The organism is Thalassobacterium sedimentorum (assembly GCF_031127905.1).
Taxonomy (GTDB): Bacteria; Verrucomicrobiota; Verrucomicrobiia; order Opitutales; family Coraliomargaritaceae; genus Thalassobacterium; species Thalassobacterium sedimentorum.
The window spans coordinates 22116-47053 of record NZ_JARXIC010000008.1; the positions used below are offsets into that span (position 1 = coordinate 22116).

A 24938-nucleotide genomic window follows, 5' to 3' on the forward strand; every position below is an offset into this window, starting at 1 on the left:
TGTCGGTAATTTGGGACGTTCTGGGACGCGCTTGTCCCAGTATCAGCCCAGTAAACATCGGTGATGTGGCAGATTGAGACATTGGGACATAATTGTTGTTTTTATCACCACTTCATTATTGAGAAAGAATGGAGGCATGGGCATGGATGAGTCCCAAAAATAGGAATACCATAGACACAGAGCGGGATAGCGCTGGGACAACTGAATGGAACAATTGAGGTCATGCAGATTTCGAATGCACCATTTGCGTCGCATAAAAGGTTCGTCTAATCCCCTGTCCTTCGACTCGAATACGGCCCTCCTGTTCGAGTTCAGCTATTAGTTGATCTCGGCAAGCGGCCTCCGAAAAGCTCGACCGCTTTACGATGTTACGCAGTTGATCGAATGTAATAAAACCGGCTGGTGATGATCGAACTTTATCGATAATCTTAGCTTCAATACGTACCCGCTCGGAAGTTCCCACATTTCGTTCGAGTATAGCATATTTCCGACGGACATTGTGAAGCGCCATACGAAAGGCACGTTGCGCATTATCCAGCGTAACCCGTGCTTGCCTCAAATCGCCGCGTCTACCGAGCGTATCACTGACTGCATCAATCAGAGCGAGACGTGTACAAATCTCTCGTAGTCGTCCGACCATAGAGGCCATATCGTCATTGCTCGCTGCAACTGCCTCCATACGTAGAGACTCACAACGATCATGTAACCATTCATCCGCATCCGCATCGATCGTTATGGGAAAGGGCTTCGGCTCTGTATACACTGCCTCGCGTCGGGATTCATCCGTCGGCTCATATTTAGAAAAATCGAGGGTCTCACTTCGATCTGGGTCAGCGTCCCGAAAGAACTGCAACACTTCATTGACGTGCTTAGGCATCATAGCACCTCCTGAATATTTCATCTCCCGTGGTCCTTTCGCACGCTTCTGATCCAACTCGATAAAGAACAGAACTCGACACAACCACCCTCCTTCAATCGAAGAGTGGCTAATCGAATCAAAAAACTGCGCTGGAGTTGTGACGCCGTAATAGGTCAGATAAGGTTGATCACACGATAACTCGCGCTGTTTCCCCATCGGATCAGGAGCAAAGGTAGTACCTTGATAATACCGATTCGCCCCAGTGGCTGTCTTCTTAAGCATAGCCTCAATCATACTAAGCTGCTTGCTGGTTCTTGCTCCGGCTCCAATCGCTTTTAACATATCACCACACTCGTCCACGCGGATTAATGCATAGCCATACCGCCAAAAGGCGTCACAGGCTTGTCACTATACTCAATCGGTTAAGGATGATACTTCTGTTTCATCCCTCAGATGAAGCTTAAGGTATGCAGATAGGGAATCCTATGAGAAATTCAATGCCGCAAGGAGACTCAATCGCGATTGGTCCAACATGGAGAGTTGCACCAAATTTCTCTTTACGCCTAATGTTAAACTGTTTTACATAAAATCATACTCTAATACTCCAATTATGAAATTAGCTTCCATCTTAGCCATCGCATTAATGATTACCTCCGTCGGGATCACCGACGCAGCCCCCGTAGAACCCGTATGGTTCCCAGCAGCGCCAGGCGGCGGTGGGTGCTTTAGAGGGCCAGAAATTTCACCGCACGACTCCAACGTAATTTTGTGTGGAAACGACATGGGAGGTGCTTTCAGAACAGGCAATGACGGGGAAAACTGGGAGCTCCTACCGTTTGATCAAATACGCAGCGTCTTCACGTCTGGCCGTTATCCACATAACTCATGGTGCTTTCATCCGAGCATTGCCGGTCGTGTTTTTGTCGGCACAAACAATGGGTTTCGTCGATCAGATGATTCAGGAAAAACCTGGAGCAAAATCCCGCCAATCCTCCCCGATAGTGATCAGGCGCCACGTGTGATCCAATTTGATACAAAGACACCGGAGATCGGCTATTTGGTTTTCCGCGGCGAACGCCCCATTAACCGAGTCGCCATTTACAAAACAACTGACAGCGGTAACAGTTGGAACCCACTATCAAGCTATCAACTAGATAATTGGGAAGACATTGTTAACCTCGGCATTACTTACGACGGTCGACAAAGAATCTTAACCCTAGCAACCGAAACAAATTTAATCCATAGTCACGACGAAGGTCAAACTTGGCAACCAGCCATCAACGGGCTGAATCTACCTCAAAAAGGACTTAAAATCTACGATTTGGCTCCAGCGGGGCAGCGCCTCTACCTCACAATCCACTCGGACACAGATGCAACAGGGATTTACCGCTCTGACGATCATGCAGCGAATTGGAGTCCGATCAGCGGCAACGGCTTATATACAAAACCAGAAGAGACATATCAATATCAGCGCTTAGCAACCAGCGACCGATTCCCAGATCATATCTACGTCACGTTCAATGGCCCACGATCACCTGAACCGATCGAAGGCGCGCCGCACTCCAATGTATTCTACAGCACGGATGGTGGTGAGAACTGGCAACCAATACTCTTTCAACATCCAAATATGGATGGTTATAATATTACAAACCGGACATGGGGCACCGGAGAATGGGGATGGGCGGTTGCACCTTTCGGCATTGATATGGATCCAAATGATCCTGAGCACGTAATCGTCACGACCATCACCAGCGTCTTCTTGAGTAATGATGCGGGCCGCACTTGGGCACAAGTGCAGGCAGAAGAAGGCAGTGTTGAATCACAACCTACCGGAGGCATGATGATGTTCAGTGTGTGGAACTACTATTTTAATCCACATAATCACAATAATCATGTTTTAGCCTCAACTGATTTTGCCGGATGGCAAAGTCGCGACTCAGGTCAGACTTGGAGCTATGAGTATAAAGGCAACCCATGGCATCATAATATTTATGCCATGGCATTCTCGCTAAATGATCCTCAGAAACGCTGGGCAGCATCCTCCAAAACGCATGACATACCGACATGGAGATATCAGGAGGGGATGGGCACTTATAACGGTGGCATCGCATTTTCTGAAGACAATGGAAAAACGTGGTCCGGAATTCCGTCATCAGCAGGACTCCCCCATTTTTCGGTCACCGACATATGGCTCGATCCAATCCACTCAAATGCAGAAAATGAAGTCCTATGGGCGGCCGTTCCTGGCCACGGGGCTTATCGCTCCGGTGACAGTGGACAGACCTGGGAAAAACGCATCAATGGTATCGACGAAGCAAACCTTCAGGTCCTGCGGATTTCAGGTGGACCAGAGGGCACGATATACGCAATGACTACAATCAACGCAACCGGTGAGCAACGCATCGGAGGCAAACTTTATAGTAGTGATAATGAGGGCCAAAGCTGGCACGAATTGCTCAGCATCCCCTATGTTCCGTTTTTAACTAATTTCACCATAGATCCAAGCGACTCCAACACTCTGTATGTCTGTGCTGCTCAAAAAACACAGAGCCCGCACTCAAAGAATGGTGGCATATGGAAAAGCACAGACAAGGGGCAGACATGGACCAAGATCCATGACAAACCGACTTTCATGCTGGCGGTCCATCCGGAAAAGCCAAACGAGTTACTCATGGTGTCCTGGGAATTTATGGGCGATGGTATCCATCATAGTAGCGACGGAGGTCATACCTGGGAAAAGATCCGCAACTATCCCTTCTGGCGAGCACTTCAAATCATTTTTGATCCAATGAATGCAGACATCGTCTACGTCACAAACTTTGGCGGGGGCGTCTATAAAGCCAATTGCTCCGAACTATGGTCCACTTCTGACAAGCTACAACAGCCCTAATTCAGACAAATCTAATGACACGACAAAATACACCGACACTCGTATCAGCCCTACTGATCGTAACCTGTAGCATCTGGGGCACAGGTTGCCAATCGACGGATATGTCAATCCGGTCTCAAAGTAAGACACCGGTTCTCGACTTGAGACAGGATCCCCCTGCCCTCGTGGAACTTTTCGACCACTGGAATCAATCATCTGATTTTTTAGAGCCAACAATCATCAAAGTTCGAGCGAACTCAGAATACCTATGGATTGACTACTACGCCAGCGACCGGTCCATCGAATCCACTCACACGGATCGAGACTCCGAAACTTTTCGCGACGATTGCGTCGAAATCTTCATCGCAGCCCCCGAAGCCCACCCATCGACCGCTATCGGAATTGAAATGAACACGAATGGTGCAATCAGCGACTATCGTTACACCGAGCGAAATCGATTCGACCATAGTCTAGACCTTAAAGGCGTGCAAAACACTTGCAGCCCAATCGAAGCTTTCCCTGAAAATATTTCACTGAAGGGCCCCGGCTACAATCACTCCATACGCCTACAGCTTTCGGAAATTTACGAAACTCTCCAGGTTTCAAAAAATGAGAAGTGGCTGCGAATCAATTTTGCACGTTGGAATACTACAGGGAAAAAGCGCACCTTCACCATTTGGTCAGACTCAGATCAATACCGTCCACACCCGCATAATACAAAGCGCTACGGCTGGATCAGGCTCCCATAATCCGGCCTCCCAAAAGCCCGAAGACATCTCCTCTTCAACAAAGTATGCACCTCATCGATTGGATCCTAGTCGCTGCAGTCCTAATACTCGTCTTTAGTATCGGAGCACTCACTCAACGTTATATGCGAAGCGTCGCTGACTTCATGTCCGGTGGACGCGTCGCTGGCCGCTACCTACTCGCGGTATCCAAAGGTGAGATGATGGCTGGCGCAGTCGTCTTTGCCGCACTATTTGAAATCGTAGCCAGAGCGGGTTTCACTTGGACATGGTGGAGCTGGATCAACATTCCCGTCTCTTTGTTTGTCGCTGTGACAGGATTTGTCATCTATCGCTACCGCGAAACACGTGCGATGACGCTGGCTCAGTTTTTCGAGATCCGCTACAGTAAAAAATTCCGCGTCTTTACCGGCATCCTTGGGTTCTGCGCAGGCATCGTAAATTTTGGGATCATCCCGGTTATTGGCGCTCGTTTCATCACTTCTTTCGTGGGCCTGCCTCCGGTCGTTGAGCTCTTTGGCTTGGAAATCGGCACTCATTTATTAGTCATGGCCGTGCTTCTTTCGACCACCCTATTCCTAACTTTGGTCGGAGGACAAATTACTGTGATGGTGACCGATTGCATCGAAGGCATACTATCGCAAATGCTCTACCTCATCATCATCTTTGCTCTGCTTTGGATGTTTGACTGGTCACAAATTATGGAAGCGATCGGCGACCGACCTCCAGGCGAATCCATGATCAACCCATTTGATTCCCTTAAAGTGCAGGACTTCAACCTGTGGTATGTTCTGATGGCCGCCTTTGTCAGCGTCTACGGCACGATGGCGTGGCAAAACCAAAGTGCTTACAACTCATCCGGCCTAACTCCTCACGAAAACAGAATGGGTAACATCCTCGGACGCTGGCGTGAATTTGGCAAGCAGGCCCTAGTATTCCTGCTTACGATGTGCGCGCTAACCTTCCTCATGCACCCAGATTTTGCGAGCGAGGCCCTCCAAGTTCAGAATGAATTGTCAATGATTCCCGGTGAAAAAGCACAGGATCAGATGCGTATTCCTATGGCAGTTTCACATATGCTACCAATTGGCATTAAAGGGGCATTCTGCGCGGTGCTGATCATGGGCATATTCGGGGGCGATTCGACTCACTTACACTCGTGGGGCAGCTTATTTGTGCAGGATGTGCTGGTGCCTCTACGCAAGAAGCCATTTAGCCCCAAAGATCACATCAAAACCCTGCGCCGTTCGATTTTGGGCGTTGCTGTATTCGTCTTCATTTTCGGCGCATGCTTCCCTCAGACAGAGTTCATCGCGATGTGGTGGGCAATCACAATGGCCATCTACGTCGGAGGTGCCGGCGCGGTCATCATCGGAGGCCTATACTGGAAGAAAGGAACTACCGAGGGTGCGTGGGCCGCACTCTTAACAGGATCCGGTCTGGCTGTTGGCGGTATCATCGCGCGCCTGTTCTTAAAGGATGCTTTCCCTCTGAATGGGATGCAAGTCTCATTCTTTTCAAGCCTGATCGCTGTTGCGCTCTACATCATTGTCTCGCTACTGACTTGCAAAGAAGACTTCAACATGGAGCGCATGTTGCATCGCGGTAAATACGAAAAGATTTTGGAAGCCACTGGCGACACAACCCTACAACATCAGGAATTTGCTAAGAAAGGGATCCTCGCACGCATCCTGAACTTCAATGAGCACTTCACCAAAGGGGATAAGTGGATTACTACCGGCTTATTCGCCTGGAGTATGATGTGGTTCACGATTTTCATTATCGGGTCGCTCTGGAACTTGATCGCGCCATGGCCCAATGAAGTATGGAAAACATTCTGGCACATTACCGGCATCGGCATCCCGGTCTTCATGTCATTCGTCACAGCCATCTGGTTTACATGGGGAGGGACACGCGACATCATTGCCCTTTTCCGTAGGCTCAAAGTTGAGAATGTAAATGATTTGGATAACGGCACGGTTGTCGGACACCAAAACCTGGACGAAGCCATATCCCAAACCGACATCAGCCCAAAGAGTTAATTCTAAGATAAATTAGTATAATAGATTTTAAAATAGCCTTGCTCTAAATTAAATTGTTTTACATTTTTGCGGAAAATTTATTAACTGCAACTATAACCCAAAATAAATATATCCCATGAAAAAATTACTCCTATTGTCCCTTGGCAGCATTTGCGCCGCCTCAATGCTTCAAGCTCAGTTTACCATTACCGACAGCGTCGAAAACAATGATGGCTGGGAAATATTAACCGGTGGTGGATTCTCGACTGGAGTTAGCGGCCTAGCACCCACTGATGGAAGCACCTTCTTTTACGCGCGGACAGGCGGAAGTGGGAATCGTGGTGCAGCTAAATACTTCAGCGAAACTTTTATTGAAGGCGAATATACAATCAGTGCAGACATCGGCCACCAAGAGGCATGGACTTTCTCCGAACCAGGCTTGTTATTAATGGCGGACACCAACAATGATGGTCTGTACCAATACAGCGAACGAATCTTAGACGGTAGAACTGCCATATCGAATCCAACTCCCGTCGAAGGATCGTGGGAAACATGGACCATCTCCTACACCATTAATTCGTCCACTCAGACAGCAAATGGCGATTTGGTCTTAGGGCATGAAATTGGCTTTTACGTATTGGACTTGCTGGATAGTGATGGATATGCTTTCGACAATTTGAACATTTCTGTCATCCCAGAGCCATCCACCACAGCGGCACTTTTAGGTGTCACAGCATTGATCGGAGCATGTGGCATGCGCCGTCGACGTTAACAGCGTAGCGATCCATTCATCGCCTGTTTTAAACTCAGCCTTTTGCCAAGGCTGAGTTTTTTTTTTGCGCACTAAGCATAGCCGTTAAGATGAGCGTATCGAGCCCTAAGAACTTTTTAGATTCACTATTATTAAATGTTCAAATGCTAAAAATTAAACAGTTTAATCATTAGTTAATATATTTTCTTGATCTATGTTGATGATAAAATATACACTAAAGCTACAGTTTAGTTGATAACCAAAACACAACCATTGCGACATGAGCGCCCGCCCCATCACACCGCACAGACCATCACACACCAAAGGATTTGCCTTAGTGATTTCCCTTTCCCTGATGGCATTTATTCTATTACTTCTGATTAGCTTATCCACATTCATACATGTAGAGACAAGCGTTAGTAGAACGAATCGGCTGATCTTATCTGCCCGCCAGAATGCACTTCTGGCATTAAACATTGCAACCGGAGAGCTACAAAGAAATTTGGGGCCCGACCAAAGAATCTCGGCAACAGCAGATATATTACAAGGACCCGAAAATGACTTAAGCTTAGGCAACAATATACCCCATCCTCATCTGGTAGGCGTTTGGAGCACCGACACCTGGGAACATGGCTCTGTGATTAATTACGTTGGACAAAAGCAAAACAACTTCCTGCGCTGGCTGATCTCATACCCCCAAAGCTCCTCTTCTGATTTAGAACAACTCGACTTACCATCCAGTGATTTCTCAGAGGACCAAGTTACGCTCGTAAACTCCGGCACACTAGGAACATCATCGGCAAACAATCCGCAAAACATCATTCGTGCGCCTCTCGTCGAGATAGATACATCCGCCGCAGAACGCTATGCATGGGTGGTGATGGACGAAGGTGTGAAAGCGAACATCAGTTTACCAGCCCTGGTCGATACATCCGGTTGGGGATCGGAACCTATACAATCCATCTCTAAATACGGTTCTCCTTCATCGAGTGGCATCTCAAATATCTCGGCATTAAGCGCATTCGGCCCCAGCGAGGAGAACAATTCCCTGACACGCATCACAAGTCATGCCAGTGGCTCCCTCGCTTTCAACGAAGCTGGTGGCGACCTCGATGTCTATAAGGGATTGTTTCATGAATTGACCACTCATTCCCAATCGGTACTGAGCGATGTGGTGAACGGCGGATTAAAAAAAGATCTCTCTCTTCTTTCCGAGTATACGAACCTTTCAGCCTCCAGCTTCACTCCTCGTTTTTTGTATAGCCAAGGTAACAGTCAGAGCTACGCCTCCGAGCCGAGCTGGTCATATTTATTAGATTACATGTCCAGCTATCGTAGTCCAATTCTCTCTCTGAATGGAGACGATGTCCCAAGAATTAACAGCGCCGTCAGCGATTGGACTTTGGACACAAACCAGATGCTTTCGCCTCGCCAATCCTATGCCCCGACACCCGCCATTACACGCATACAGATGGTCTTTTCCCTCATAGCGATGCGAACAGGGAATAACAACAGAGAGAGTGCGATACAAAATCTATCAGGCGATACTTATGAGAAAGGAAAGTTCCGAGTGCTGTTCCTGATTGCATCGCCTGTCGTTACTTTATACAATCCATACAATGTGCCTCTAGATACAAAAAACCTATATCTTTCGATGAGCGGCATCCCGATCGGCTTCACATTTAAACGTGCCGACCACAGCAACTATGCAAATGTTGTTCCACTATCAAATCGACCGGTTCCTTTTGATGCATTTACTCTCAATCCAAATAATTCCCCACGTATACAATCCGAAGGAGTTGAATTCGTATTTTCCATTTCAGCCTCGGATGATTCGGACGACGATTTCACCCTAGCACCCGGCGAAACCATAGTTATTTCCCCCTTTGCCGACGACAGTAATACGAGTGCAGGCAATCTCTCCAATTGGAAATCAGATAAGCAATCAGATTATAATTTAATGCGAGGTCAGCCCGGATACATCGAGGGCGCAGGCCTGATCTACGACTATCTGGTCCCCTCAAACAACAATCCACATGCAAATTATGACTATGAAAATCAAACTGATACGATCACTCTAACAACTGAAGATGGCACCCTGTCTCTAAGTAATGCACAGCCCAACATTGGAAATGGTGGCACCGACCTCATTGCCATACTTCCGCACGATGAAATGCAGGTTGATGTGGATTTCGCACAGCCTCACTTTCCGGAAAGCGCAGACAATATACCATTCAAAATTGAGCTATATGATGCACATCCATTTGCCGATAGTGTCACAGTAAATCGACTAGGCAGTTACACATTCGATTACGGAGACGACATCAACATTCTTCGTACTGCCGCAGAAAAATTCACAACAGATACCTTTCCCATCAACCAAAACCTAGTCTGGGGAAGTGATATTTTCCCAAGAAGCGGCAATCTAGGCAACTACACCGTAAGCCAATTAGTCACCACGCCGATCGCGGTGCTTGATATTTTCGCACAGACTACATTGTCCAACAATACCCCAGCACTACCGTGGGCGTTTAGCAATCCTACGACTTTAGCAGGTATCAATAAATTCGATAACCTTTCGACATTCAATCAGTCCTACCAGATCACCCTCAGAGCCCCAACCATCCCTTCAGTGGAAATTGATTCAGAGAACCATGGATTCTCCTTCACCGGAATCTCTAGTCTCGAAGGGACTAAATTTGGAACGCATTTTGAGCAGCCCCTGCAACCGTTACAGTCATTAGCATCACTGCAACATGCCAACCTCGCTTCCAGCGGCTACTTACCCAAAGTCGATTATGTCGTAGGGAACTCACGAACAAATCCTCTGATCTCGACAGAAAGTACCGTCACATTCAATACTGATTTAAACTACGACTTAGTCGATCACAGTTATTTGTCCAACTACACCCTCTGGGATTCCTACTACCTTTCGACCCTTGCAACTTATCGCAGTGTGATCGCCCCCTCCGGACCAACACTAGCCTCCAATCTCGACAACTTTCTAAGCGGATCCCCCCTGATAAATCCAAACATTCGCTTAAACACACAAACGTATGATAACTCGACGATTCGAAGCGAGCTAATGGACGAGAGCGATTCGTTAAGACCAGACGCCTACCAGAAGCTATCGACCTATCAATATGTGGATGGAGGATTTAATGTTAACTCCACTTCGGTCAGCGCGTGGAAGGCTTTACTGACATCAGTCAGCTCACAAAGCATCGACTCCCCGCCTCTGGTTCAGGAAATCAACGACGCAGATTATGATATTTCATATACCACCGCGAATCGCTACACTTACTCAAGATACAGAGTCACCAATCATAATAACTCTTTCGACGCTGATGCCACAAATACAGCACCGTCAACTACTCGCTCTTCCCCAGCAGCTCATGCCGCTTGGCAAGGCTACCGAGATCTGACTGAAGCTCAAGTCGATGCATTGGCACAGAATATTGTCAATGAAGTCAAAGCACGAGGTCCGTTCCTTTCTCTTTCGGAATTCATAAACCGCAAACTCGGATCGGATGCCTCCGATATGCGAAATAAAATGGGCGCGATCGAGAGTGCGATTACACAAACAGATATAAATGATACCTTGAAAGCAGATATGGGTGTCGATATTGATATCAGTTCACTTAGCCTCCCAAACCTGTCCTACACGACTGAAAATACTGCAACAGGGATTCCAGGCTTTCTGTCACAAGCGGATATACTTCAACAGATTGGCCAAAAAATATCTGCTCGCTCTGACACATTTCGCATCCGCGTTTACGGTGATACAGTTAATCCTCTCACCGGAGAGACCTATCGAGCTTATTGCGAGGCCATCGTTCAACGCACTCCTGATTACGTGGATCCGAACCTGGAACCTTGGGATCCTCCAAGCCCAAACGACCTCGGCCGGCGTTTTACGATTCAGAGTCTTCGTTGGCTAAATGAAGATGACATTTGATTCTATCCTACATCAATTACCCTCCCAAATTGAGCCTCTCATAAGCGAATGAAATCCATTTACCAATTACCCCGACATCTCATACATCTGATGCTCACACTAGGCTTCAGTGCCCTATTGGGCACTTCCCTGGAAGCACAGACACCGATACAGCCATCAACAAAAGAAATCCCATGGGTAGAAAGAGAGATTGCGGTCAGCCTGATCGCAGTAGACTTGATACAAGGATATCCGGAACTCTTCCTTCTGGATCCATTAGAACAACCCATCAACAACATCAAAGTCAAAAAACTGGCTTATGGCCGTCCCTTTGCTTGCAATGTATACGACGGAGTCACTCGATTCGGAATTGAAGACGGAGTCGACGAGAAGGGGCAAAAAAAGTTTAAAACTGTGGCCACCATTAGCGTCCCCGAAAACATTACGCAGGCGGCTATATTCCTCATACCTGGAAGCACTTTAACAGGTGGCTCAGATCATGATGATCACTATAAATTCCGTATACTTGATGCCAGCAGACAAGTATTTCCGCTAGCTCAAACAATGGTCCTCAATCTACTTCCAACTCAAATCATACTCAAAATCGGAGAAGAGAAACGAGCAGTACCGAATGGGGAAATCGTCATGATTGAAGAAATAAGCCAACTCGATTCATATAATATGGCGGACATCAGCTTCTTTTACCAAGCTAAGGACCAATGGAACATTCTCAAACAATCCAAAATCCGTTATTTGCCGAGCATCCGCTACACCGCGATTGCCTACTTCAACACACAGATGCGAAAGCCAACCATTGTGTTTGTTAGAGATGGCGGACGTGTCGAGTTAAGAAGAACAGAGAGCCCACCAAGCAACTAACTAAGCTCAGACAAAGTCAGCAGTCGAACAGATCTTAACCGATGATCTAAATGCTGATGACATCAATTACTCGACTGCCTAAGACGCTAAACCGAGCCGTGAAACTATCACTACCAAACGGTAAAAAAGTTTTACATATATTAAATGTATTTTAATCAGAAATAAAATGATCGACAGAGAGATTAATCATTCTACCAAGCAAAGCCTTTGGAAAACTCCAGACTATCTACTGCATGGCGCAGACTATTGCCCGGAACAGTGGCCAAGTAAAACTTGGCGTGAGGACATCCAGTTGATGCAAATAGCTGGGGTGAATGTAGTCTCGATCGGAATGTTTGCATGGTCCAGGTTGGAGACTGCTGAAGGTGTCTATGACTTCCACTGGCTCGATGAAGTCCTTGATTTACTCGAAGAGGCCCAGATCAACGTGTTCCTAGCGACTCCAAGTGGCACTCGACCACCTTGGCTCGCGCAGAAATATCCCGAAGTGCTTCGCGTCGCGAATAATGGTCAACGCAACCGATTCGGCTTTCGACATAACCACTGCCTGAGCTCTCCTGTTTATCGAAAGAAGGTGGCTGCAATCAACAGACAATTAGCCCAACGTTACGGCCACCGATCGCATGTAATGCTTTGGCACATCTCAAATGAGTATTCAGGTGCCTGCTACTGCGAACTCTGCCAGGATGCATTTAGAAGCTGGCTACAAAAACGCTACCTGACTCTCGACACACTAAATGACGCTTGGTGGACAACTTTCTGGAGTCATCGTTATACAGATTGGTCACAAATCGAAGCGCCCTGCCCTCACGGGGAATTTCAGCTTCACGGCCTGAATCTGGACTGGAAGCGTTTCACCACAACGCAAACAGTTGACTTCATGGAGGCGGAAATTGCAGCGATACGACAGTATGACCAAACGACTCCTGCCACAACAAACACGATGGGAATCTTTGAGGGTATTGACTGCCACAAACTCTGCTCCCCCCTAGACATTGTATCCTGGGATGCCTACCCGAATTGGCACAATGATCCTAAGGACGAGATCACAGAAGGTAGCCGCGCCAGCCTCTGGCATGATTTGAACCGATCGCTGGGAGGAGGCCGTCCTTTTCTTCTGATGGAATCGACCCCAAGCTTCGTCAATTGGCAGACGGTTAACTATGCGAAACAGCCGGGCATGCATAAGCTAGCCTCCCTGCAAGCAGTCGCGCATGGAGCCGATTCTGTGCAGTATTTTCAATGGCGAGCCAGTCGAGGTGGACCGGAGAAGTTTCATGGTGCCGTCATCGGTCATGGTCATAACGAACATGACAGAGTCTACCGAGAAGTCTGCGAACTTGGCGATTGCCTTGCAAAGCTGAAGGGTATCACCGGCACAACCACCCCCACAGAAGTCGCCATAGTGTATGACTGGGAAAACCGCTGGGCCTATGAAGACAATCAAAGCCTGCGTAATGATCATAAAGGATATCTGGAAGAAATCGAAAAATGGCACCGTGCCTTTTGGCTAAAATCCATCCCGACCGATATCATCAGTGAAGAGCATCCGTTGGATGCATACAAATTAGTCGTCGCACCGCTCATTTATCTTCTCAAGGACGGATTCCCGGAGAGGCTCGAAAACTTCGTCAAAAACGGCGGCCAACTCGTTATCACCTATGGCTCTGCGTGGGTCAATCATACCGATCTAATCTTCGAAGGAGGCCAACTGGCCCCACTCCATAAATTGCTGGGGATCCGTGCATTGGAAACCTTTGTCCATCGAGAGCGCGAAGTCATAGAAGTGACACTCAACACGAGCGCCACAAACTCCTCGCAACCTGCACAGACTTACTCCTCAATTGAACTGAGCGAACTCATCGAATGCCATGAAGCGGAGGCACTAGGACATTATACGAGCGGCCCGATCTCAGGGACACCATGCCTCTCTCGAAATAAGTTCGGCGATGGGTATGCCATGTATCTGGCATGCCGCGGAGAAGAACAGCTTATCAATGATTTAGTGGGCAACTGGATGACTCAATTCAACTTGAGCGCGTCCTGGCCCACCCCACTTCCATACGGTGTGCATACACGCCATCGACAAAATAAAAATTTCAGCATTACCTTCCTCATGAATTTCACACATGATGAGCAATGCGTGGAGACGGTCCCCGCAGACACCCTCTCGATGGAAGATGACAAAGCGGTTGATGGCCCCATAATTATTCCAGCCCTCGGGGTTGTCACAGTAAAAACATCCAGTCGTCCAGCATCCACGGAAAAGACTGAGCTACAATTCGAGACGGCTGTCGGTTAAATACCACGTTACAGCCCGAAAGTCTGTGCATACATCCGTGAGGACTGCGATGAAGCAGTCCTCACGATTCGATAATCTTCTATTTCTCGGTCGTGAAAATCGATGCGGGTAAGCCCTCTTTGCTATAGAGGTTTGCACCTTCAGGATTCGATGACCATGCATAACGAACAGCCACGGGCTCTTGGATGCTTTGGTTTGAAACAACCACACAATCAGAACCGGAGATGACTGCATCAGCCCATAGCCAACCGCCATCTTTCCCACGGATCTGAAATCTCTCAAGTGGGCCATCCACTGGCACCACTGGATCTAATACATACTTCTCTCCAGCCATCAGCCCGGACCCAACTTCATCAAAATAGATGTGAACACTGCTACCCACAATTTCATGATCACGGTAGAGCGGACCGCTGGAAGCAGACAGATCAAAACCGTAATCCTTCGACAAGGCGAGCAGCGACAAGCGCTTCCCCACATCCACCTTATTCCTCGGGTGAATATCATTCGCCTCACCGATATCGTTCGCCACAGCCATCCCGGTATTCTCGATTTCGAGACAGCGTCGCTGCTGATCACAGATACTGGCCCATACATCTTCTTCCAGGGGCAATTCGTTTGCATCCCGAAATGCTGCGAGCTGAACCCAATAAAACGGGAAATCACCCTGTCCCCACTCTTGACGCCAAGACTGAATCAACGCTCTGAAATAACTCTCGTAGGATTTATTCCTATAACCGGTGTTCGCCTCTCCCTGATACCAGATCACACCACGTATCGCATATGGGATTACTGCGGACAACATCCCTTTGTGCAAGGTTGCTGGAACGTGGCGATCGCGAACGGGTTCGATGGCCATGCGCGGCTGACGCCCTTGTCTACCACGATCCACCCAGTTCCGCATCGCCTGCCTAAAACGCTCTTTCTCCGCTTCCAGGTCCCATCGTTCCTGCTTCTGTTTCAAACTAATCAGATACCTCTCATAGTAAGAAGTAAAGTTAGGGTTCAATCGATAAGCTTCCTCGGATAACCATCCCTCAATCCTTGAACCACCCCAGGCGCATTCGACCAACCCAACCGGCACATTCAACTTTTCCCTTAATTCACGGGCAAAATAGTAGCCGGTTGCTGTCATCTTGGATGTATTCTCGGGCTGGACACTGAGCCATTGCCCCTCGAAATTATCCTGCTCCTCATATGGAGAGGCCATATGAGGCACCCCGATATGTCTCAAATAAGGATCATTTGCTGTATTAATTTCACGGCGAGCATAGGTTGCAGCGGGCTGATACTTCGGATCTTTTGCTTTTCTTGCAATTTGATCCATTGAGTAATCCATGTTGGATTGCCCACCGCAGAACCAAACTTCGCCCGACAGCACATCATCAATCAAAATTTGGTTCTTTCCCTCGATTACGATCGAATGCGGCCCACCAGCTTCAGGCGTTCTCAGTGTCGTCGACCATCGTCCATCTTCGGATGTAACCGTTTCTGCCGCTAGCCCCCAGCTGGAACGGATTTTGATCACCTCACCGGGATCAGCCTTACCCCACATCGGGGCCTTCATTTCACGCTGAAGAACCATCCCATTGCTAAAGAGCGGGTTCACGCTCACATCCGCCGATGCTACGGATGCGGCACATAACAATCCAATTATAATTCGATAACACATGTTTCTCATTCTAATTCACTTCTGTAGTTTAAATACAATTACAACTCATCCAACGTATTCCAGTCCCATCCACTCAGACCAATCGGTTGATCAATGTCAGTCCAAGTCAACGTCCCACTTAGCCGAAGGCGTAAAACCCCTCGCTGCGATTCGAATTCACCTCGATACTGGGACTCCACCATTTACAAACATCCATAATCGCAACACGGTCGATTGGTAAATCGGATACCAGTTTACCTGCTATGCTCGTCAGCTGCGGATTCATCCAGAAATTGGTTTCCTGAGATCTCCGAACGAGATCTAATGTATGATCAGACGCAACTGGGCTGATAAACACATCTGGCGTCTCATAACCAAAATGATCCATGTCTACATCAAGGTGAGGCAACAGCTCTCCGAACAGTATATACTTCCCACGCCGAGCCCATTCTGAAATCGATGAACTTGAGTTTCCATTCGCATCCTTACTTCGATAGTCGCTGGGACCTCGTCCATCAAGCAAAGAAGTATGCATGAGAAAAGCCGAACCGACCTGACGGATTTGACTGGCATTTGCGGTCCGACTTGCTTGCTCACGCACTCGCCCAACCACGGGCATTAGAATAGCGGCAAGGATGGCGACAATTCCGATAACGGACAAGAGCTCAATCAGAGAGAATGCCATTCTTCGAGTTGAGCCACATGTCAAAAGGCTCGAACCATTTACATTCTTAGTAGTTAAGGGGGTATACATTTTGTTTAAACTACGAAATCACCCGGAGATTCAGCTTTAAGCCAGATGATATCAATGGATGGGGGGGGAAAGAAAGCTATTGTAGATAGATCTGTCGGCATTGATTCAAAGAAGAACACCCAATTTATATATTCCGATAAATTGTTAAACTGTTTTACTTTTTCAAGCTTATTTTAAACTTCAAATCTAAATGACAACTTCTATCTGAATTGAATTAAGATGTCAGCAAATACTCTGCGCAAATAAAAAGACACAGAACTATAGGTTCTAGCACACCTATATCAAAGTAAATATCACTGCTATATGAGTGGCTTGCCAAGAATCAAAGACAATACTAATGACTGCCTCTCAATTACAGCAATGCAGTCAAACAACATCAGGGATATTCATGTTGCACAAAAATATAAATTGTTCTTCTTATAGTAGACTGTTTAACCAATATTAATAAAAAGTTCAATTTCTAGATTTCCAGGATCTATCCGGTAAAAATCAATCAACGGTTAACCCAATTACCTTTCATGCCAAAAAATAGTTCCAGCTCGAAGCCCCCCAACAAGGAAACGAAACCCAGCGTCTATCGCGTAGCAGATCTTGCGGGTGTTTCCCCTGGAACAGTCAGCCGGGTGTTAAACAACCGCGGACGCGTCCATGAAAAAACCAGAGCCAGAGTGCTCGAGGTTGCACGAAGTATTGGTTTTAAGCCTCAGGCACAAATTCGCACACACCAAATCGCAGTCGTGGCCGACGAGCAATGGCACTCCCTGCACAACGGAACCTACAGCCAAGCTCTGGCCTTCCGCATTTCCTTGGCGCTGTCCCAACGTGGTATGGCGATGGTCACCCCTCAAAATCCATTGAAGGGCTTCGAAAACACATTTTTGGATGGTGTTATCGTATTGGGGGAATACCCCGCATTTGAGCCAATCGCAGATGGACTGAGCGCTCACACTCCTGTCGTTTACATTGACGATTTTTCAGACAAAGCCGGTCGCAACACGGTTCGATCAGACTGCGAAATGAGCGGTCGACTCAGTGCCGAATGCTTTCTTAAAAGCGGACGCAAAAGGATAGCTTTCGTTGGATCTGATTCCAAATCAACTCTGACTCGATTAAAAGGTTTCCGAGAAGCAATTGAAGCTGCAGGACATAAGATAGATCAGGACTTGGTGGTATTGGGCGTCCACCAGTTATCTTTTTATGCTGCGATTAATCGCGTCATACGCTTGGGGGCCGACAGTCTCTATGTTCCGGGGTCGAGTTACGAGGTGCTTGAAGCGCTCAGTGTGATCAATAACGTCCTGCAATTATCCGTCCCCAAAGACATCGCTATAATCGGTGGAGAAGTTCAAGGTGTCTCAGAGTTTTTAACCCCTCCGATGACTACAATTGAGGAACCACTACAACCACTCGCGGAAGAAGCCGTTTCACTACTCTCCGACCTCTTAGATAAGAAGCAGAAAAAATGTGATCAACGCACACTTCCAGTTCGCTTAGTCCGGCGGGAGTCAACGTAAAGCAGAGCGCGACTGGCGATGGACTGCTAACCTCAGCCCCCCTGCCATATGACGATTTACGTCATTGCTCAATCTTCACAAAGCCCTCCCACTCGCCGCTATCCCGATCAGAACGGAATGGCCGCAGTGGCAGTCCGGTCGAATTCTCAACAGACAGTATTGGATTGGTCGCCCAGCCATAACGCACGGCTACGGGCTCACCGATTGAATCATTGCGCAGTAGAATTTCGTCGCCAGAAATGCTTCCTTCCGCCCATGCCCAATCACCTTCAGCACCTTTGATCGCAAAACCATCAAGATTGTCTCCGCGCAGTCTCAAGCCATCCGCATGATCGATATGAAGGCGCAGGGTCGCCCCTTCGATATCGAAGTGACTAAAGCTGGGGCTATACGGGCTTGGTAAGTTCTTTTGATACACTTCAACCAAGGCCAGATTACCAAGCCTCACTCCCACAGATTTCTTATCAGCCGGATGTATATCACCCGCCTCTCCCACATCGACAGCAGTTGCAACTCCGGTATTAGGTAAGTCCAGAATCGCCGCTTGCGTTTCACGTATGTAAGCCCAGCTTGGAACTCCATCCCCTGGTTGTCGCTCAATTTCGACTGGCTCAACTTGCTTCGGATATAAATTTGCCAGTTCGACATAGTAGAACGGAAAGGTGTATCCCCAACGTTCTCTCCATCCATTGACCAGATGATGAATCAGCTCGTCATATTCACTGGGGCGATAGGCGTTATTTTCCCCTTGATACCAGATCGCCCCTTTGATCGCAAAAGGTGCAATTGGATGTATCATACCGTTATATAACCGGCAGGGAACATGAGAATCTGCCATCACATATGGCTTCTTCGGTTTTGAACGGCGATTTTCATGCTGTAAGGCGGGTGTAGGATTGGCAGACTCCCATTCAGCGAGTTCTTTTTCATACTTCGCAATTCGATCCGGATAACTCGCATCCAGTCGGCTTTGACGTGAAAGCACATTCAAACCAACAGGATCTGATTCTAATTTAGAGCGAGGCGCCCAGGCCTCAATCGGAGTGCCTCCCCAAGCAGCAACAATAACCCCAACCGGAGTTTTCAGATGCTCATTTAAAGTAGCTGCAAAATGCCAGCCGACGGCAGACATTGTCTGCACGATTTCTGCATCCATTACCTTCCATGAACCACGCACTTGCTTCAGCGGGGACGATGGTTTGCTAGAAGCGACTTTAAAGAAACGTATTTGAGGCTTGAGCTGCTCTGCCTGCTCTGCGGCGGCAGTTTTATTAATCTCCGGAGCTTCCTTACGGCCAATCGTATACAGCATATTCGACTGACCGGCAGCTAACCAAACCTCCCCCGTTACCACATCCAAGACCTCCAGTCTTTCATCCGATGAACCTTTAAATATGAGTTTCCCCGTCAAACCGGGCTCAACTTTCGGGAATCGGCAAAGCCACTCCCCACTCGCACTTACTGACGCCTCATCCGAGAGATAAACCTTCCCATCATCCGACATGAAGGCGACCTGCACCGTCTTTTCATCGATCGCATCTCCCCAAAGTGGAATGTCCGCCCCAGACGGCAAGACCATGTGGTCACTTATCATTGGAGGGAGTTTAATCTCCGCTAGCAGTACACAGGATATCGTCGTGTATAGGAATAGAATCTTTAATGTTTGAGGCACCATAGTAACCTTTGGGGTATTTTTATATTAAACTGTTTTACATATACTTAATTTCTTTTCTTTACACTCGTCAAGTTAATGATATAGAAATCCTCATCTACTTTTACAGGAGTTAGCCGACCCTCCGGCTTAAAGCAATCGATCTGCTATCGTCGCGTGATTTGTCTTTTAACCCCGAAATCAAAGATAAATATGAGATTAATACCCCCGACTCTAATCTGTTTACTGTTGGTGCTGAACAGCATCTACGGCGTGAACATAATTCAGGATGACGTTGATAACAGTGATGGCTGGCAAATCATTACAGGCGGAAGTTTCAGCAGCAACTACGGCCTCCTAAATCCTGAATGCGGCATCCATTTTTTCAGAGCTCAAACCTCTGGATCCGGCAATAGAGGTGCAGCCAAGTATTTCACAAATACTTTTGCAACTGGCCGATATCTTCTCGAATTCAAAATAGGCAATCAGGATGGTATCAGCTTCGATAATGATGTCGGTATAATGCTGATGGCAGATACAAACAATGATGGCTTATATAGTTACTCCGAGCGCATTATATCAGGAAGACTCATTCTCACCGAGGACACTCCCACAACCAACACATGGTCGACTTGGCAAATCAGATATATAATTGATGAGAATACCACAACTGCAAATGGGGACCCCGTGTTGGGTAAGCCGATTGGTTGCTATACGCTCGCCTACTTGAATAACTCTGGATATTGTTTTGATGACTTATCCGTTGATTTCGAGCCACTACTCTCGGGAATCAATGATCCTGTTGAAAGTAATGATGGTTGGACAGCCATCACTGGCGGAAGTTTTAGTTCCTCCACTTACGGACTATCTCCAACAGAAGGAAGTTCATTCTTCTATGCACTCACATCAGGGAGTGGGAATCGCGGCGTATGGAAATACTTCGATGCTGATCTGATCTATGCTCAGGGGAACTACTCGATACAATTCGATGTAGGTCGAATGAATGGTATCGAATTCATTAATAATACATCTTTTTTATTAATGGCGGATACAAACCGTGATGGCCTCTACCAATGGAATGAACGTATTATTAATGACCGAGTAGTTGTATCAGAACCGGAGCCTAACGAAGGAGAATGGGTGCAATGGAAATATGAATACAACATCACCGAAAATACGGTCAATGCGGATAACATCCCAGTCATCGGCTATCCTATCGGATTCATCTTTCTATCGAACCTAAATAACAATGGATACAGTATCGATCAATTCGAGCTATCCAAATCGAATTGGAACGTCGCGTCCCCCGGAGGAGGAGGCGCCTTTCGGAGTCCTTCTATTTCGCCTCACGATAGCAACTTGATGTTTTGCTCAAATGATATGGGCAGCGCTTTTCGTAGTCGGGATGGCGGAGTCAGTTGGACAATGATTCCTCATAAAATGCTCCATTCAACTTACTCAACAGGCAGCTATCCACAGCACGTCTGGGCCTTTCATCCAGATGATCCTAAGCTCATCCATGTCAGCACAAATACTGGTTTTTACTATTCAGAAGATGCTGGAGAAAGCTTTTCAAATGTAAATCTGGATGGCATTTCAGGCCAGACAAGAGGTCCGAGGGTCGTCGCATTCGATCCCAACGATTCGGATATCGGAGTCTCGGCATACAACGACGGAGAAGCGTTTACATATAACACACTAATCTTAACAAGTAATGGCAGTGACTGGGATGACCTCTACACTGTCACAGGATCAGACGAGGATATTGTGAATGTAGGATTTACTCAACCTGTAGGCAGTTCAACCGTCATACTGATGGCCACCTCAAGTAATATCTATAAGGGCACACAATCAGGAGGAATCTGGTCTTGGACAACCGCAGAGAATGGACTACCAAGCTCTGGTCTGAATATCTACGACATGGTATGCTCCGGTGACCGTGCCTATCTCACCTGCGAAGAGAGCACTGCCAATATTGGTATCTTCACAACTACGGATGGTGGAACATCATGGAGCCGAGTCACGGGAAATGGTCTCTACACAGCGGCAACGACCGATAACCAATATAAACGTCTAGCTGTTTGTGATGCCGATAATGATACAGTCATTGTTAGCTATTCGGGAACAAGCAACATTTCGCCAACTGAAGGCGGCGAATCGAACATCTTTCTGAGCACAGATGCTGGCACAAACTGGAGAACAATTCTTTTTCAACATTCGGAAATGGCTGACTATAATATCGAAAATACATCGTGGTTATCCGACGAGTGGGGTTGGAATAATCCATCCTTTTCCATCGATATTTCACCGGCAAATCCAAACGTCATGGCAGTCAGCACAATTACCAGCGTTTATACGACTTCAGATGGAGGGACAGAATGGCAACAAAGACATGCAGCAAATGGAACCGTAAGCGCTCAACCTGCTGGCGGCATGCCGATGCTCAGCGTCTGGAACTATTATTTTTCACCTGAAGATAGCCGTAAACGCTATCTGGCAACTACAGATTTTGGCGGCTGGTCCAGTATCGATGCCGGTGCCACATGGCGCTATAATTATGAAGGAAACACATGGTTTCATAACATCTATGCGATTGCCATGTCCCCCTCAACGCCAGATCGAATCTGGACCGCATGCTCGAATACACACGACATCCCGACCTGGAAATATCAGGACGGCATCGGCACTTACGTGGGTGGTATCGCGCTATCGGAAGATGGCGGAGAAACCTGGACGACAACAGGAGTCAACACAGGGCTACCAACCAGAGCAGTGACCGACATCTGGATTGACCCGGCCCACGTGAATTACGAAGAGGAACACTTGTGGGCTGCGATCCCAGGACATGGTATTTACTTCAGCAACAACGGCGGACAAAGCTGGAGCACACGCAATTCGGGTATCAATACGAACAACCTGAATGTGATTCGCATAAAAGGTGTGGGCAGCACACTCTATGCGATGACCACCGTTAAATACCCATCCGGCGGTGGACGCATTTCCGGCGCACTTTACAAAAGCACAGACAGCGGCAGCACTTGGACTGAGATATTCTATGAGCCGGGGGATCCATTCCTAACGGAATTCATCATCGATCCAAATAACAGCAGCGTTCTCTATGTTTGCGGAGTCCAAACTCAGGCAAGCACGACCTCTCCCGGCGGCGGCATATGGAGAAGCGACGATGGTGGCAGCACCTGGATCCAAATACATGATGAACCAACCTACAGCCTGACCGTTACCCCCAATAATTCCAGCAAACTAATTATCAGCTCTTGGGAAGACCTAGGCGATGGTCTCTACATGAGCACAGACACCGGAAACACTTGGGAATCCATCGATTCATATCCTCACTGGCGGCCATTGAAGATAGTTTTTCACCCGAATGATGACGATCTTATTTTCGTCACTAACTTCGGAGGTGGTGTCTTCCAAACACGACTCAGCAGTATCGAATAAAACATTCAAAGCCAACAAAGAAAGCCCGACTCAATACGAGTCGGGCTTTTTCATCTCAACTGCATTAACACACGATCAGAATTAAGCTACCTCGACTCCCATTGATTCCAATATTCCGCAAATGAATCCTGCTTCTCTGACATAATTTCAATCAGCTTTTCACTCATTTCGCGAATAGCAGCTTTAACCTCCAGCTGATACTCTAACGGTCCGGAATTGGCAGCGATCAAATTAACCGCTTCCGGATCATCCGTTTGCATGTCGTAAAAAGCGGACCTCCATGGATTATGAAAGTCCAAAACCAACTTCCAGCGCTCACTACGTAGCGCTCGAAGATGCGAATGCGCGTAAACACACATGTCATATTCAGAATACACCGCATCGCGCCAACCGTCTACGGAACCTCCAAGTAGCATGGGAGCCCAACTAGAACCACGAACCGTCACATCCTCCGGAAGCTCACATCCTGCCAATTCAAGCACTGTTGGAAACCAGTCCACATCTGATAGCATCGCATCATGACGCTGCCCTGCTTGAATGTGCGAGGGCCAACGCACCAGACATGGCACATTCAATGAACTTTCGCTCACATTCGGGACGTAGGGATTTTTATCCTTTGTCCGTGTCGCCTGTAATCCGTTGCCCTTGTGATGAAGCCCGTTGTGCCCCATCATAAAACCATGATCCGCACTAAAAATGAGTATCGTATTCTCAGATAAACCGTTTTGTTCCAAGGCATCCATGATTTGACCAACCATGCGATCGACGCCACTCACGCCTGCCATATAGCCACGCATACGTTCCTGCAAGTGCTCTATATCGAGATCCGGATAATCCGGATCAGGAAGCTTGAGTTCCTTATCTCTGTAGTGCGCCATATCACATTCAGGCACTGGATTCCAAGGGTGATGAGGCTGCCGCAAATTGAGTGAAAGCATAAAAGGTTTGGTATCTCCATCCTCCGCTTTGGTCTGCAAATACTGCACCGCCCGTTCGGTTAATATCTCGTCGCAATAGCCTTCAAAGGTTTTGAGCACACCATCTTCCTCAAATTCAGGATTCTCCGGGCTCACTCCACCCCCAGTCATTCCAAAGAAATAATTATACCCATTCTTAGTTGGATGAAAACGCTGATCCGGGTCCAAGGTCCAATCGCCAACATGCCATTTACCAAATAAGGCCGTTTCGTAGCCATTGTCTGCTAATACTGAAGGGAAGGTTTTCATATCGAGCCCTACTCCCACACCATGCCATGCTTCAGTATGCGCGATGTGATTCGGGTGCGGAATGAAGTCGGGAATTCCGGTTTCCGTGCTATATCGCCCAGTGAGCATCGCCGCCCGCGCTGGACTACAGACAGGCGTGGAGCAAAAAGCATTCTCCATCAGTGCTCCCTCGGCAGCTAGTTGATCTAAATTCGGAGTATGCGCCTCTTCGTTGCCATAAGCTCCGATGGTCCAGGCGGCCTGATCATCGACATAGATAAAACAAACATTAGGGCGTTTATAAGGGGATGACTGCTTCATTGAAATAGGATACTAACGAACA

The 24938-nt window shown here is 47.5% G+C and carries 14 protein-coding genes; 9 read left to right on the forward strand and 5 right to left on the reverse strand.

Features of this window, described 5'->3' with window-relative positions; all coding sequences use genetic code 11:
• Positions 1–220: 220 nt before the first annotated feature.
• Complete coding sequence (locus QEH59_RS06380; protein ID WP_308984528.1) at positions 221–1141, reverse strand: DUF3987 domain-containing protein; 921 nt, start codon at positions 1139–1141, stop codon at positions 221–223.
• A 328-nt stretch (positions 1142–1469) separates the two neighbouring features.
• On the opposite strand from QEH59_RS06380, the gene QEH59_RS06385 reads away from it, so the two are divergent.
• The 7 genes from QEH59_RS06385 to QEH59_RS06415 all read left to right on the forward strand — a co-directional run bounded on the left by QEH59_RS06385 (position 1470) and on the right by QEH59_RS06415 (position 14364).
• Positions 1470–3749: a WD40/YVTN/BNR-like repeat-containing protein gene (locus QEH59_RS06385; RefSeq protein WP_308984529.1), complete on the forward strand. Its 2280-nt coding sequence runs from the start codon at positions 1470–1472 to the stop codon at positions 3747–3749.
• A gap of 14 nt (positions 3750–3763) precedes the next feature.
• A complete protein-coding gene (locus QEH59_RS06390) occupies positions 3764–4477 on the forward strand; it encodes a carbohydrate-binding family 9-like protein (protein ID WP_308984530.1) in 714 nt (237 codons plus the stop codon).
• 44 nt (positions 4478–4521) lie between these two features.
• Entirely contained in the window at positions 4522–6516 is a 1995-nt protein-coding gene (locus QEH59_RS06395; RefSeq protein ID WP_308984531.1) for a sodium:solute symporter family protein, read from the forward strand.
• 115 nt (positions 6517–6631) lie between these two features.
• Positions 6632–7267 (forward strand): PEP-CTERM sorting domain-containing protein, encoded by a 636-nt coding sequence (locus tag QEH59_RS06400; RefSeq protein ID WP_308984532.1) that lies wholly within the window; start codon positions 6632–6634, stop codon positions 7265–7267.
• A gap of 616 nt (positions 7268–7883) precedes the next feature.
• A complete protein-coding gene (locus QEH59_RS06405; protein WP_308984533.1) occupies positions 7884–11204 on the forward strand; it encodes a hypothetical protein in 3321 nt (1106 codons plus the stop codon).
• A 48-nt stretch (positions 11205–11252) separates the two neighbouring features.
• Positions 11253–12062 carry a hypothetical protein gene (locus QEH59_RS06410; RefSeq protein ID WP_308984534.1) on the forward strand — a complete coding sequence of 270 codons (810 nt, stop codon included), beginning with the start codon at positions 11253–11255 and terminating at the stop codon, positions 12060–12062.
• A gap of 166 nt (positions 12063–12228) precedes the next feature.
• Complete coding sequence (locus tag QEH59_RS06415; RefSeq protein WP_308984535.1) at positions 12229–14364, forward strand: beta-galactosidase; 2136 nt, start codon at positions 12229–12231, stop codon at positions 14362–14364.
• Between the two features lie 79 nt (positions 14365–14443).
• On the opposite strand, the gene QEH59_RS06420 is transcribed toward QEH59_RS06415, so the two are convergent.
• Both QEH59_RS06420 and QEH59_RS06425 read right to left on the reverse strand, forming a co-directional pair.
• A complete protein-coding gene (locus tag QEH59_RS06420; protein ID WP_308984536.1) occupies positions 14444–16042 on the reverse strand; it encodes a sialate O-acetylesterase in 1599 nt (532 codons plus the stop codon).
• 109 nt (positions 16043–16151) lie between these two features.
• Positions 16152–16697, reverse strand: a complete 546-nt coding sequence (locus QEH59_RS06425; RefSeq protein WP_308984537.1) for a type II secretion system protein — start codon at positions 16695–16697, stop codon at positions 16152–16154.
• A 587-nt stretch (positions 16698–17284) separates the two neighbouring features.
• Between QEH59_RS06425 and QEH59_RS06430 the strand changes: the two genes are divergently transcribed.
• Positions 17285–18280 (forward strand): LacI family DNA-binding transcriptional regulator, encoded by a 996-nt coding sequence (locus QEH59_RS06430; protein WP_308984538.1) that lies wholly within the window; start codon positions 17285–17287, stop codon positions 18278–18280.
• A gap of 61 nt (positions 18281–18341) precedes the next feature.
• Here QEH59_RS06430 and QEH59_RS06435 read toward each other — a convergent pair whose 3' ends face one another.
• Positions 18342–19874, reverse strand: a complete 1533-nt coding sequence (locus QEH59_RS06435) for a sialate O-acetylesterase (protein WP_308984539.1) — start codon at positions 19872–19874, stop codon at positions 18342–18344.
• Between the two features lie 270 nt (positions 19875–20144).
• Between QEH59_RS06435 and QEH59_RS06440 the strand changes: the two genes are divergently transcribed.
• The gene (locus QEH59_RS06440; protein ID WP_308984540.1) at positions 20145–23390 is read left to right on the forward strand and encodes a WD40/YVTN/BNR-like repeat-containing protein; all 3246 of its coding nucleotides are present in this window, start codon (positions 20145–20147) and stop codon (positions 23388–23390) included.
• 86 nt (positions 23391–23476) lie between these two features.
• On the opposite strand, the gene QEH59_RS06445 is transcribed toward QEH59_RS06440, so the two are convergent.
• Positions 23477–24916 carry a sulfatase family protein gene (locus QEH59_RS06445; RefSeq protein WP_308984541.1) on the reverse strand — a complete coding sequence of 480 codons (1440 nt, stop codon included), beginning with the start codon at positions 24914–24916 and terminating at the stop codon, positions 23477–23479.
• Positions 24917–24938 lie beyond the last annotated feature (22 nt).

Excerpts from the sequence above, each read along its gene's own strand:
- QEH59_RS06380 (WP_308984528.1), bottom strand. The coding sequence starts at position 1,141 with ATGCTTAAGAAGACAGCCACTGGGGCGAATCGGTATTATCAAGGTACT.
- QEH59_RS06385 (WP_308984529.1), top strand. The coding sequence starts at position 1,470 with ATGAAATTAGCTTCCATCTTAGCCATCGCATTAATGATTACCTCCGTC.
- QEH59_RS06390 (WP_308984530.1), top strand. The coding sequence starts at position 3,764 with ATGACACGACAAAATACACCGACACTCGTATCAGCCCTACTGATCGTA.
- QEH59_RS06395 (WP_308984531.1), top strand. The coding sequence starts at position 4,522 with ATGCACCTCATCGATTGGATCCTAGTCGCTGCAGTCCTAATACTCGTC.
- QEH59_RS06400 (WP_308984532.1), top strand. The coding sequence starts at position 6,632 with ATGAAAAAATTACTCCTATTGTCCCTTGGCAGCATTTGCGCCGCCTCA.
- QEH59_RS06410 (WP_308984534.1), top strand. The coding sequence starts at position 11,253 with ATGAAATCCATTTACCAATTACCCCGACATCTCATACATCTGATGCTC.
- QEH59_RS06415 (WP_308984535.1), top strand. The coding sequence starts at position 12,229 with ATGATCGACAGAGAGATTAATCATTCTACCAAGCAAAGCCTTTGGAAA.
- QEH59_RS06420 (WP_308984536.1), bottom strand. The coding sequence starts at position 16,042 with ATGAGAAACATGTGTTATCGAATTATAATTGGATTGTTATGTGCCGCA.
- QEH59_RS06425 (WP_308984537.1), bottom strand. The coding sequence starts at position 16,697 with ATGGCATTCTCTCTGATTGAGCTCTTGTCCGTTATCGGAATTGTCGCC.
- QEH59_RS06430 (WP_308984538.1), top strand. The coding sequence starts at position 17,285 with ATGCCAAAAAATAGTTCCAGCTCGAAGCCCCCCAACAAGGAAACGAAA.
- QEH59_RS06435 (WP_308984539.1), bottom strand. The coding sequence starts at position 19,874 with ATGATAAGTGACCACATGGTCTTGCCGTCTGGGGCGGACATTCCACTT.
- QEH59_RS06440 (WP_308984540.1), top strand. The coding sequence starts at position 20,145 with ATGAGATTAATACCCCCGACTCTAATCTGTTTACTGTTGGTGCTGAAC.
- QEH59_RS06445 (WP_308984541.1), bottom strand. The coding sequence starts at position 24,916 with ATGAAGCAGTCATCCCCTTATAAACGCCCTAATGTTTGTTTTATCTAT.